General features: G+C 66.8%; 14 protein-coding genes, 1 pseudogene and 1 CRISPR repeat array. Of the genes and pseudogenes, 3 read left to right on the plus strand and 12 right to left on the minus strand.

The features are described 5' to 3' along the window. Positions 1-89: 89 nt before the first annotated feature. The 11 genes and pseudogenes from AB0I28_RS19720 to AB0I28_RS19770 form a co-directional block, all read right to left on the minus strand. Complete coding sequence (locus AB0I28_RS19720) at positions 90-335, minus strand: hypothetical protein (RefSeq protein ID WP_357495194.1); 246 nt, start codon at positions 333-335, stop codon at positions 90-92. After that, positions 336-593 (minus strand): hypothetical protein, encoded by a 258-nt coding sequence (locus AB0I28_RS19725; protein ID WP_357495196.1) that lies wholly within the window; start codon positions 591-593, stop codon positions 336-338. Beyond that, positions 580-912 (minus strand): hypothetical protein, encoded by a 333-nt coding sequence (locus AB0I28_RS19730; protein WP_357495198.1) that lies wholly within the window; start codon positions 910-912, stop codon positions 580-582. The genes AB0I28_RS19725 and AB0I28_RS19730 overlap by 14 nt, the downstream gene beginning before the upstream one ends. Positions 913-931: 19 nt before the next feature. Continuing rightward, entirely contained in the window at positions 932-1,963 is a 1,032-nt protein-coding gene (locus tag AB0I28_RS19735) for a hypothetical protein (RefSeq protein WP_357495200.1), read from the minus strand. A gap of 81 nt (positions 1,964-2,044) precedes the next feature. Beyond that, complete coding sequence (locus AB0I28_RS19740; RefSeq protein ID WP_357495202.1) at positions 2,045-2,383, minus strand: hypothetical protein; 339 nt, start codon at positions 2,381-2,383, stop codon at positions 2,045-2,047. 331 nt (positions 2,384-2,714) lie between these two features. After that, positions 2,715-2,912: pseudogene (locus AB0I28_RS19745) on the minus strand (LuxR C-terminal-related transcriptional regulator); the annotation flags it as partial. A 215-nt stretch (positions 2,913-3,127) separates the two neighbouring features. Continuing rightward, positions 3,128-3,466, minus strand: a complete 339-nt coding sequence (locus AB0I28_RS19750; RefSeq protein WP_357495203.1) for a hypothetical protein — start codon at positions 3,464-3,466, stop codon at positions 3,128-3,130. Continuing rightward, positions 3,463-3,726 carry a hypothetical protein gene (locus AB0I28_RS19755; protein WP_357495205.1) on the minus strand — a complete coding sequence of 88 codons (264 nt, stop codon included), beginning with the start codon at positions 3,724-3,726 and terminating at the stop codon, positions 3,463-3,465. The genes AB0I28_RS19750 and AB0I28_RS19755 overlap by 4 nt, the downstream gene beginning before the upstream one ends. A gap of 320 nt (positions 3,727-4,046) precedes the next feature. After that, positions 4,047-4,313 carry a hypothetical protein gene (locus AB0I28_RS19760; protein WP_357495207.1) on the minus strand — a complete coding sequence of 89 codons (267 nt, stop codon included), beginning with the start codon at positions 4,311-4,313 and terminating at the stop codon, positions 4,047-4,049. Further along, positions 4,310-4,507, minus strand: a complete 198-nt coding sequence (locus tag AB0I28_RS19765) for a hypothetical protein (protein ID WP_357495209.1) — start codon at positions 4,505-4,507, stop codon at positions 4,310-4,312. Before AB0I28_RS19765 ends, AB0I28_RS19760 begins: the two co-directional genes overlap by 4 nt. A gap of 318 nt (positions 4,508-4,825) precedes the next feature. Next, a complete protein-coding gene (locus tag AB0I28_RS19770) occupies positions 4,826-4,984 on the minus strand; it encodes a hypothetical protein (RefSeq protein WP_357495211.1) in 159 nt (52 codons plus the stop codon). Positions 4,985-5,169: 185 nt separating this feature from the next. Between AB0I28_RS19770 and AB0I28_RS19775 the strand changes: the two genes are divergently transcribed. Next, complete coding sequence (locus AB0I28_RS19775) at positions 5,170-6,834, plus strand: prolyl oligopeptidase family serine peptidase (protein ID WP_357495213.1); 1,665 nt, start codon at positions 5,170-5,172, stop codon at positions 6,832-6,834. Here the strand turns inward: AB0I28_RS19775 and AB0I28_RS19780 are convergent. Beyond that, positions 6,803-8,065 (minus strand): helix-turn-helix transcriptional regulator, encoded by a 1,263-nt coding sequence (locus AB0I28_RS19780; RefSeq protein WP_357495215.1) that lies wholly within the window; start codon positions 8,063-8,065, stop codon positions 6,803-6,805. The two genes, AB0I28_RS19775 and AB0I28_RS19780, sit on opposite strands and share 32 nt — an antisense overlap. A gap of 570 nt (positions 8,066-8,635) precedes the next feature. Here AB0I28_RS19780 and AB0I28_RS19785 point away from each other — a divergent pair. Both AB0I28_RS19785 and AB0I28_RS19790 read left to right on the plus strand, forming a co-directional pair. Further along, on the plus strand, positions 8,636-9,016 hold the full coding sequence (locus tag AB0I28_RS19785) for a hypothetical protein (protein WP_357495217.1): 381 nt from the start codon (positions 8,636-8,638) through the stop codon (positions 9,014-9,016). A 9-nt stretch (positions 9,017-9,025) separates the two neighbouring features. Beyond that, entirely contained in the window at positions 9,026-9,922 is an 897-nt protein-coding gene (locus tag AB0I28_RS19790) for a hypothetical protein (protein ID WP_357495219.1), read from the plus strand. Positions 9,923-10,641: 719 nt separating this feature from the next. Then, positions 10,642-11,108: direct repeats of the CRISPR family, unit length 37 nt; unit sequence GCTGCGCCCGTGCTCCGCGACGGGCGAGGATCGCAAC. The last annotated feature ends 51 nt before the right edge of the window (positions 11,109-11,159 follow it).

Genomic DNA, 11,159 nt, shown 5'->3' on the forward strand with positions numbered 1-11,159 from the left:
GCGCCCGTTCTCCCCCCGCGCGGCCACCCCCCGGTTCGCCGCCACGATCATGATCGTGGCGGCAACCGGGGGTTAGCTGTGGAGTCGGGCTAGTCGGCGGGCAGGTCGATGCCGAGGCGGGCGAGGAGTTTTCGTCCAGTTCGGATGCGGCCACCGCGTCCTTTGCAGCGTCGGCAGAGCTTGTATGCCTGGCTGAACGGTCCACGGTTCTTGGGTGCTCCGCGGCAGGTGCGGCATGGTTTGAACGGCCAGATCAGGCAGTGCACCGCGTACAGCCCAGCCAGGATCACGGTGCCCAGCATGGTGCGATAGTCGAAGAGCAGGTCGAGCACCACTCAGCCGCCGCGCAGCGCATGAAGGTTTGACTCGGCCTCGCGCAGCTTGACGTCGACTTCCCTCAGCATCGACGTCGCCTCGATGACTAGCTCTTGAACCTGATTGGCCTGCGTCGTCCACTGGCTGTTCCCGATGGTCTCGACGGTGGAGCGCAGTTCGTCGAGTGGCCCGTGAGCGTCGTGGCACGCCTGGGCCGCGTCGGCTGCCTTCTGGACCGCTTGGGTGGTGGCGGCCAGGGCCGCTTCAGTCATCGACATGCGCGGGCCCCTGGTTGGTTTCGAGGGCGTTGGTGCGGATGCGCTGGTCGGGTGGCAGGAGGAGTTCGAGTGCGGTGACGGCGTCGACGTATGCGGCGCTGGCGGCGTCGGTGAAGGCGAGGATGTCGGCGTGGGCGGCGGATGCTCGCCGGGCGATCGCGGTGGTGTCGGCGGCGCCGAGGTCATCGGCGCCGGCGAGGATCCGGGTGAGGGCGTCGGTGGCTAGTTCGGTGTGTTGTGCGGCGGAGTCGAGGGCGAGTTTGGTGTGGTCGAGGCTGTTGAGGGCGACATCGCGCCATGGGGCTTGGGGGATGGTCATCGGGTCTCCGAACTGGGGGTTAGAGGCGGTCGGCCCATGAGGTCAGGCGTCCGGGGATGGGCATGAGTGGGGTGAGCGGTGCGTCGAGTGCGTGGGCTAGCTCGGGCATGCCAGAGCTGGCGCGTTCTTGGAGGTCGGCGAGGTCGGTGAGCAGGTCGCTGAGTTTCCTGGCGTAGATGCCGGCCATGGTCCGCAAGGATCGAACGGAGGCGTCCGTTGTCGAGGTGGGCAGGGCCGGAACGATGGGCGCGATCGTCATAGTGGGTTGGTCGATGTGGGCCAGCAGCGCGAGGAGCCCCGCGGCGCCGGCCCCAGCACAGGTGATCAGCAGGCCGGGCCACCAGGGCAGTTGACCGATGATCATCAGTGCGGTGCCGGTCCCTACGGGGAACAGCAGTGCCAGTAGCACGGCGGGACGCAGAAGGGATCGGTGTGCCGGGCTTCGTTGTTCGATGTGGGCGGCGTGGTGATCGAGGAGCGCCCGGAGGTCATCGAGCATCGGAACGGCGGCCTCGCTTACGGGATCGCCGAACCCGGTCAGCGCGGTGGCGAGGCCGGCTGCGCGGGCGGCGAGCAGACGCAGTGCTGGTGCGGTCGCGTCAGGCTGGTTGAGCGGTGGAAGCCACACTGGTGCTCGGCCCTGGACCGGGGGTGATTCTTCCCAGTCGATCCCGGCGATGTCTGGGCGGAAGCCGCCCGGTTCGGACAGGTATGCATCCACCAGATCGACCAGACGCTTCGGCGTGAGCGTCACATCACCGGCCGTCTGCCAGATGAACTGCCCGTCAGGCGCAATGAACGTCGCGGGGGTCTCGGCTGCTTCGCCCATGGTGCTCACGGCGCGATAGGTCCGGTCGTGCCAGGCCACGGCGTACGCCCCGGCTCGGCCGACGGTCAACACCGGACGGGTGGCGTCGCGGTGGCTGGATATCTCGACGAGAGCGGGAACGTCATCATCGGCGGTCCGCTCAATCAGCAGTTCGACGAGTGCCAGAGCCTCGCCGGCGTCATCGACACGCTGACGCTTGTCCTTTGTGGACACTTCGAACACAGGGTGGTCCGCCGAACGAGGGGTGAGGGGTGAAGGGGGCTGCCGGTCGGCGGCTGTCCGACCGGCGGCTGTGTCGCGGGGTTAGGTGAGGGTTTCGGCTTCGGTGGTGATGGCCGCCCATTCAGTGCTGATGTTGGTCAGCAGTTCGGCGTGGGTGGTTTTGAACTGCGCCAAGGGTGCGGCGAGTAGGCCCATGGCGTGGTCGGACAGGCCCTTGCGGCAGGCGCCGTCGGCGGCGGCTACGGCCTTCTCGTGCTCGGCGGCTTCGGTGAAGGCGGGGTCGTTGGGATCGTCCGGGAACTTCTCGGTGACGAGGTTGCGCAGGGCCAGCCAGTAGGCGCCGGGGTCGTCGTTGGCGGGTGTGATCGGGTAGCCCTTGGTGGCCAGGCATGACATCCAGCCGTCGATGGAAGCGGCCACCACGGCCTGCGGAAGCGTCGGCGCCGCGCCGGCTTGCGGGCACGACCATGCCCGCTGCGGCCAGGAGCATCGCGACGAGGAACGTCAGTCCTCGCCGGACACTGCCGGGTAGTCCTTTTTGCTGGCTTAACATGTGATTCCTTCCTTGGGTGACGGCCCGGTTGAGCGAACCTCTTGCTCGGGATGAACCAGGCCGCCGAGCTTGGTAGTGCTGGGGGTGTGGCCCTGCCCGTCCGCTGGTGTGTGCCTGAGGGGGCGGCGGGCGGGGCCCGTGGCGGGGAGCGGTGTCGGGCGGCGGCTCGGAAGGCTGCTGTCTGGTCCCCGCCGGGGGTCAGGTCAGGAGGCCTTGGCGGAATGCGATGGCCACGGCTTGGGTCCGGTCGCGTGCGCCGAGCTTGCGGAAGAGCTTGCTGGCGTGCGCCTTCACGGTCTCTACGGAGACGAACAGGTCGCGGCTGATCTCGGTGTTCGACCTGCCTTCACCTATCCGGCGAAGAACCTGCATCTCCCGCACCGACAGGACGATCGCGCGCTCGGCCACCGCGGCGTGAACGACCGGCAGAAGACTTGGCGTAGGTGTCACACCTACCTCGGCGAGCTGCGTCAAGAGGTCATCGAGGAAGATCCGCGCCGCAGCGGGGTTCTTCCGGGCCCCGAACGCTGCACCCAGCAGACTGCCGACCAGTCGATAAGTGTGGGAATAGTGGCTGCCCGGCGGACGGGGCCTAGTAGCGGCCGGGGAGGTCATCGCCTGCTCCAGTCCGGGCTATATGCATCCGGCTCGGGCTTGCTGGGCGGGGACCGGTCGGGGCAGCCGGCGGCGATCCACTCGGCATAGACCGCCGCAGCCCGGCCTCCCAGCTCGCCGCGCATTTGGGTCGACCAGTCCGAGGTCCACATCGAGGCACTGTGGCGGGGGTGCTGACTCAACGGGAATCGGACGGATCCGTACTCGCGGCAGGGTTCGGGCCAGGCCCGGCGCACCCACAACGCCTCAAGGTCGCCGGCACGCCCCGACACCTCCAGCAACTCGCCACACAAGACCGTCGCACCGATCACGGTCACCTCTTCGACGACCTTCACCGGGCCACGCTCCGCTCGTAACGCTTGCGTGCGGCCACTTCGAGGGCCACGCGGATGTGCAAGGGGAGGTGAACGTCCCCGGCCGGTGTGAAAGTCCACTCGCCGCCGATGAGACGGATGGTGCCGATGTCGCGCTTGGGCGGGTCGACCCGCGACACCCACATCACCGGCTCGCCGGGCAGGCCGCAGAACCCGAAGGGGCCGGAACTGGTGGTCGTGTGCGGGTATCGGATGGCAGTGATCGTGCTGGTGGTGCTCAAAAGTTCACTCCTTGCTCATGAACCTGGGCATGGGGAAGCACGCCCGGGGAAGGTCACCCGGCGCGGCGGCAACGCGGTGCACGTCGCGCCGGGGAGATCAAGGAAGGGCTAGGCGGCGCTTCGCGGCCGAGGTATGTGGACAGACCGGCTATCGGCACGAGGTGCGATATGCCAGGAGGCCCGAAACCAGCAGTACGTCACGACGTAGGGCTCAGCGACCAACCGCGCGAAGCTCTCCGACGGGAAGCACCGCCGCCCACCATGAACACCGCAGCCGGGAAGCCGATCCCAGTCGACGGCCTCGCCGCCACGATCGGCCGTCATGGCTCACCATCCATGGCGCGAAACCACACTTCGAGGGCCTGCTTCAGGCACTCCTGCGCCGCACCCACGGTGAGCAGCCGACCGCCGTCCACTTTGAGCTCGGGCATCTCCGCTTCCGGATCGCTCACCGAGCCCAGCAGATAACCGTTGCCGTTGCCTTGGTCCCGGTAGATCCGGAATCCAGCGATATTGGGTTCCCCGCGCACGACGTACTCGTTGCCGTTCGATCGAGCGAACCGGCCGTACTCGATCGAGTCCTTCATCGCTCGACCTCACCGGGCGCGAACACCGACTCGAATGACCGCACGCGGGGCGGCGGCCCGGGCAGCATGGACTCGCGGCGCTGACGCTCGACCTGCGCCAGCACACGGCAGGCATCCACGCCGCACGAACACCCACCGCCACCGTCGCCCCCGTGCATCTTGGCGACCGCAGACCAGTCCACGTCGGCACTCATTGCGGGGTCCCAGGATCGCTCGCGCCCCGCGATAACCCACCACCACCAGGAAGCTGGCCAGGAGGACCACCGTGAACAGCATCTCCGGACGCTGCTCCGAGTAGACCCACGCCCCGATCGGGACCGAGCCGAGCACGGCGGCAACCACCGTGGCACGCAACCTCACCACCCACACATGAGACGCACGGTGTGGTGAGGCCGATGATTGGTGTGGACGCCTCGGTGGCGTCACAAGCACGCTCTTCGACACAGGAGTACTCCTTCCGTGCTGTCGGCAGCGCCCCCGCGGTTTCCAGACCTGGGCGGGGCCGCTCCCTTCTACGGTTCGACTGCGCTGACGTTGCGGCCATCGATCGACTTGTCGGGCACTTGCTCGACGTCCTGGCGCCAGTCGCACGGGCTTCCCAGACCGTGGCCTTCGATCGGTGACAGGTGTCCAGCCTGACGGCCGGGACCGGCCCTGAACAGGTAGTTCATGCGGACAGGTGGATGGTCCGCATTGGCTTGATCACGGACCGCCGAGGCTGCTGCCGCTTCCTCGCATCGGAACCACTCTCAGTTTGTGATCGGATGGGGGCATGACGGGTTCTAGCGACGATCACGCCGCCGACGTGTCAGCGTCTTTCGACGGCTTGACCTCATATGGCAGGTGCCTGTTCTGGGTGGAATCACGATCCGATGACGACGGCAGCAGGGTGATGCGGTGGTCGCCTTCGGCGGGCATCACTCAGGTCGCCTACGGTGTCGGCAGTGAAATGCACGCCTACGGGGGTGGCGTGTTCACGCCTAGTCATCTGGGCGTTTGGTGGGTCTCAGGAGCCGATGGCCAGATCTGGCTCGGTGACCGGCGGATCACCTCCGGCTCCTGGCAGTACGGCGATCTCTGCTTCGCGGACGGTCTACTGCTGGCGGTACGTGAAGGCTCTGCCGGGGACGAACTCGTTTCCATCGATGCACGCAGCTTCGCTCTAACGGTTCTGCGTCGGGCGGCTTTCATCGCCTCGCCGACCCTGCAGGAGGGGCGCGTTGCCTGGGTCGAATGGCCCTCGGATGCGATGCCCTGGGATCACGCTGAGGTATGGACCGCGACCATCGAAAGACCGGAGCGCTCCACCTGCATCGCAGGGGGCGCGGGAGAAGCGGCCACACAGCCGTCGTGGGGTCCCGATGGACGGCTGTACCTCATGTCAGATCGTTCGGGCTGGTGGAACCTCTACCGCACAGCGAGGGACGGCATCGAGGCCATCGCCCCAATGGGCGCCGAGTGCACCGACGCACTATGGGAACTCGGCTACCGCAGCGTGGCCCACCTCGCGTCCGGCCGGATTGCGCTGCTCGCACGGAACGGGCCCGATCAGCACCTCGTCGTGAGAGAACCCGACGCGTCAATACGAACCCTGCCGTTGCCGTACACGTCGTTCAAGCCGTATCTGGTCGAGCTGAACGGGACGTTGGCTTTGATCGCGGCGACATCTCAAGAGAAGCAGCAGATCATCCTGGTCGAGGTCGAAAGCGATAACCCACCGATGATCATCCGCGGCGATCCGTCATCGGCGGCGGACGTGTCATTGCCCGAGATCCTGACGATTGATTCCTCGGGCCAGTCCGTCACGCTCCTGCTGTACAGACCGAGCGGCGAACACGGCTCAGGGCGGCGCCCGTTGATTGTGCGTGCCCATCCCGGCCCGACCCATCAGGCGGAAACGCGCCTAGATCCGGAGATTCAGTACTTCACGAGACGAGGGTTCGCCGTGGCCGATGTGGATTATCACGGGAGCACCGGATACGGACGCGCGTTCCGAACGAGTCTCAACGGCCAGTGGGGCGAGCTCGACGTCGCGGACTGTATCAGCGCCGCCGATGCCCTGATCAAGTCCGACGTCGCCGACCCCGAGACGGTATTCGTCAGTGGATCGAGCGCGGGCGGATACACAGCGCTCCGCGCAGTGGCCAGGCGTGACACACCTTTTGCGCTCGCCGTGGCGCGATCGGCCATTGTGGATCCTCGGACTTGGACACTCACGGCCCCACGGTTTCAGCGCGCGCATGCGGCGACGCTTTCTCATGACTCCGCCAACGTCGACCCTGCCGCCATTTGCCGCCCGGTGCTGCTGATCCACGGGCTCGCCGACCACGTGGCGCCGGCCGAAGACACTCGTTCCCTGGCGACGGCACTCAACGAGCGCGGCCTGCTGAGTGGCTATCTCCCGCTACCTGGGGTGGGGCACTATCTGTCGGGGACGAACGTGGAACGTGCAGCTCTGGAAGCCGAACTAGCTGCCTATGAACGGGTTCTCACATCTCAACAGCAGGCTGATCGAGAGTGACGTCGGCAAACTCGCGCAAGTCCTTCACCGCTGACGTGTCGCCGTAGGGATGAAACTCAGCGAGCATCATGGTGACGCGGTGCAGGCTGCGAAACGACGCGGTTTTGGAGGCATGGACGATCGCCTCCCGGGCAACATGGCATCCTTCCTCGATCTGTGCCGAACGAGCCAGCGCCGCCGCCGCTAGGGCATTCTCCATCGCCAACCGGCGCACTCGGGATGGCTCCAAAAGCGATATCGAGGTGACGGCTTCGCGATGCGCTTGCCCGTGCCGACCGAGGTCGAACCAGGCGTGCGCCATTTCGTCGGCGAGGTCGGCATGGCCGAAGTACCTGATCCACGGGGGTTCGAGTGTCGGGTTGCTACGAGACAGGTCTCCCTCGACTTCGCGCAGTGCCGCCGTGCAGGCCCGCTCGTCGCCAAGCCGCGCATGGGCGCGCGCGAGAACCGTCCGGCAGGCCGCTCGAAGAGCCGGACTGGACTCGGCCTCGATTCCACGTAGAGCTGCCATCGACAACCGAGCAGCGTGGCGAGGGTCGCCGCAGTGCAGCGCCAAGTGCGCGAGGCTGACGCCGACGATGTATCCGCCGTAGAGCCGGTCTCCGGTCACAGTCGCGATCCGCAGCGCATCGAGGTAGTGGCGTTGTGCTCGCCCATCGGAGCCGAGATCGACCGCTTCGTAACCGGCAAGCTCGAGGTACCCGATGGCGACTTCGGGCGCGACTCCTGTCAAGGCGGATAGGTCGCGCGATAGGTACCCGGTGACGTGAGAGTAGGTGCGTCCCGCGCCCTGAAGATGGTCGATCTGGCGGAGGATAACCAGTTGCGCCGCGGCGTTGCCGGCGGCGATCGAATCCTGGGGGATGCGTGCGGGCTCTGGATCGGTGAGCAGCCAGTCGAGCACCGCCCGGTCGTCTGCTGCGGGATGGAACTGATCCGTGGTCGACGGGTTTCGCGCGCGGGTCTTGCGTTCGCGGTTGATCAGCGGCCACATCCGCAGAAGTGCGCCTCGGGCTTCGAGGACGTCATCACATTCCTTGACGAAGTCGCCGTGAGCCGGCGCCTTTTCAGCGACCTCGATCTTGCGGACGAGGTCCCCGCTTTGATGAAGTCGTCGACCGAGCTCGTAGGTCGACCAGCCTCGGGCCGTACGGAAGCGACGAACCTCGGCTCCGAAGAAGTGGAGCGGAGACGCAACCGGCGTGAGCGCCTTGGGCGCTTGTCCCCTCATCGGAGTCACCTCTGGGTGTCAGACACATTCCCTGTCATTGTGCGCTGTCTCACGCGGGAGCTGGGCTTCTGCGGCCTTCCAATGCGGACAGCTGTGTGGTCCGCATTGGACGTATGGCGCTTGAGCGAGCGAAGGGTTTTCCTGGAGCCGGAGCGGCACTCGGCGGAGTGCTGGCGAGCAACCCACACGCCGCACGGGAGGCACCATGAGTCTCACCGAGTCGTTACAGCAGATCGCAGGCTTCGTAGAATGGCTTGCCGTTCGACCACGTGAACCTGCTCCGCGAGAAGATCACCCAGGCTCAGGGGCCTCGTGGAAGTCCGCCGCTCCGGGGGCATGTCAGTCGAAGCACTCGACGCCGCGCACCGGGCGCCTCATCGCCCAAGGTCGTTGGCAGAACATGCGATTTCCGTGCACATCGTGAAAGAACTCCAGTTCTGGGACTTGCCAGCAAAGTTCGCTGGAACAAGCCAACGAAAGGAAGTAGAGGACATGGACGCCATTCAAGAACTCAAACGGGGCCACGGGCTACTTGCTCCACAGGCTGTGGAGCGGCTATCTCGCCGGATTATGAGCGAATACCACCTCGACGCAGACATGGCCGACAGGATCATCGACCAGGCCGCGGCGTTCCTCGCCGCCTGCGCGACCACGGCCGCGCCACTGTCGCCGTCGCTGGCGGTCGACATCGGCTGGCACGCAATGGTCCTCCACACCCGCGACTACGCCGAGTTCTGCCAGCGCGTCGCCGGGCGGTTCATTCACCACGTTCCCCACGATGACGACGGCGGTGACGGTGGGGATGTGCAGACCGTCCTCGACCGATCCGCCGCAGCGATCAGCGCCGCCGGGTACCGCGTCGACCGCCAGCTGTGGCGCGTCGAGGGCGCTCAGAAGTGCTCCCAGTGCCACAATGGCTGCTCCAACGACCCCCCGCCCAACCCGAAGTAGGCACAGGATTTGATCAAGGCGACAAGAAGCGGCCTCGATCCAGTACTCCGTGCTGTCCTGTCGGGATGGTTCGGCGGTGCCGGCATCGAGGCCGCCCGCATCGACGCCGGCGTCCACTCCGGCTACACCGGCACCATCACCGCCGGCACGCAGAAAGTCTTCTGCAAAGCCGTCAGTACCCAAGACACGCGACTGGCGCGGATGCTCGGGCAGGAAGCCGCGATCACGCCCCTACTCGGCGCGCTGGCGCCGTCCCTCCTCGGTGACATCGAAGCCGACGGCTGGCGGGTCCTGCTCTTCGAGCACCTGCCTGGAAGCCACGCCGACCTCGCCCCCGGCGGCACCGGACTCACTGTGCTCACCGAACTCGTCGACCACCTCCATGAGGCGACCGCCGCAGTGCCCACCGGGGGCGTCCCCGACCTTGCCGAGCAGTGGCGCCGGGCTTCACCCTGGCGTCGCCTGTTCGCCGAGCCGCCCGGTGGCCTGCAACCCGCCGTCGCGGCTCTCCTTGACCCGGCGGCACGTACCGAAGAAGACCGGCTCGCGCTCCTCGACGGCCACCACCTCGCGCACACCGACCTCCACTCCCTCAACATGCTCACCAACGGGCACACGATCCGAGTGGTCGACTGGGCCTGGGCACGCACCGCCCCACCCTGGTGGGACGCCGTCATGCTCGCCATCCGCCTCATCGAAGCCGGACATACCCCCCAACAGGCCCACGCTTGGCTTCACACCACCACACCAGCCGCCCACCTGCCCGACCACACCCTCCATGCCATCACCACCCAAGCCATCGGCATGTGGACATGGCTCGCCGCCCACGACACGCGGCGACCCCACCTCAACGACCTCGCCAACGCGGGCATGGCACTCCTGCGGCATACCGAGAACGCCGCCTAGACGTCAGCCCCTTCGCTCGGACGGCGAGGGTCGCACCGACACTCTCCCCCTCCCCGAACGTCGGGCGGATCCCGTCTCCTAACTTGCGTCCCGAGCCGGCGCCGGCGTCTGCGACCCTCCGTGGCACCCGGCGGGCTGCGCCCTTTACCTATCGGTGTTGTAGTTCCTCGAAGCATCGAGGTTGACCTCGCCGGTCCCGGTCTCACGGTGAATGGATTGGGTTTCTCTCGAACCTGCGAGCTGCCAGCCACAGCGGCTGAGCATGACCCCCAAGCCAGAAGGCGTGCCTTGATCCGGTGCGCCTTTTGCGGACCCGGCCATAGGTGGTCGGTTTAGGGGTGTGGCGCTGGTGACGTGCGCCTACTTCACGACAGAAACGCCGCATGGTTGGCTGCCGGCGGCGGACGCATAGTAGTTCGCGCTCGGCCGTCCAGGCATGCACCAGGTTTCCGGCCCGCCTGGGCAAGTTCAAAGCCCCGGGTGCTCCGGTGAGGCGAACACGACGATGCCTTTTTCGGCTCCGGGCAGGGACTTCAATCGGTGCCAACCGATCACCTCGTAGTTCATGTGACGGGCATGCCGAAGACGCTTCGGAACCCCAAGTGGGCATGCGACACGCAGAGGGTTCTCAACCTTCAAAGGTCGTGAAACTAGTCAATATGGGCAGTGGTGCAGACTTGTCATGCACCTGAATTGGGTAGGAGCCCAGTTCAGCAACCGCTGCGCCCGTGCTCCGCGACGGGCGAGGATCGCAACGCCGAGCAGGTCGCCACCGACGTCTTCGACGTGTCGCTGCGCCCGTGCTCCGCGACGGGCGAGGATCGCAACAGGGCGGCTGGGTCGAGGTGCTCGACCAGCTCAAGCTGCGCCCGTGCTCCGCGACGGGCGAGGATCGCAACTGTATGTCCACGGGACCTCTTTCACTCGGCGACTGCTGCGCCCGTGCTCCGCGACGGGCGAGGATCGCAACTCGCGGGCGGCTTGCCGGGACACACCGCCCATGGCGCTGCGCCCGTGCTCCGCGACGGGCGAGGATCGCAACATTGGTCGGCGAGGGGTGCCCACCGTCGCCGAGCCGCTGCGCCCGTGCTCCGCGACGGGCGAGGATCGCAACCCGCAGCGGCGACCGCGGCGGCGCAGGACGTCACCGCTGCGCCCGTGCTCCGCGACGGGCGAGGATCGCAACCCCGCCGGGAGTAGTGCGAGGTCCGCAAACGCCCGGCTGCGCCCGTGCTCC

This window comes from Phytomonospora sp. NPDC050363 (assembly GCF_040655735.1).
Classification (GTDB): Bacteria; Actinomycetota; Actinomycetes; order Mycobacteriales; family Micromonosporaceae; genus Phytomonospora.

Bases quoted from the DNA above. Each gene is read 5' to 3' on its own strand.
- AB0I28_RS19725 (WP_357495196.1), bottom strand. From the start codon at position 593: ATGTCGATGACTGAAGCGGCCCTGGCCGCCACCACCCAAGCGGTCCAG.
- AB0I28_RS19730 (WP_357495198.1), bottom strand. From the start codon at position 912: ATGACCATCCCCCAAGCCCCATGGCGCGATGTCGCCCTCAACAGCCTC.
- AB0I28_RS19760 (WP_357495207.1), bottom strand. From the start codon at position 4,313: ATGAAGGACTCGATCGAGTACGGCCGGTTCGCTCGATCGAACGGCAAC.
- AB0I28_RS19765 (WP_357495209.1), bottom strand. From the start codon at position 4,507: ATGAGTGCCGACGTGGACTGGTCTGCGGTCGCCAAGATGCACGGGGGC.
- AB0I28_RS19770 (WP_357495211.1), bottom strand. From the start codon at position 4,984: ATGAACTACCTGTTCAGGGCCGGTCCCGGCCGTCAGGCTGGACACCTG.
- AB0I28_RS19780 (WP_357495215.1), bottom strand. From the start codon at position 8,065: ATGAGGGGACAAGCGCCCAAGGCGCTCACGCCGGTTGCGTCTCCGCTC.
- AB0I28_RS19785 (WP_357495217.1), top strand. From the start codon at position 8,636: ATGAGCGAATACCACCTCGACGCAGACATGGCCGACAGGATCATCGAC.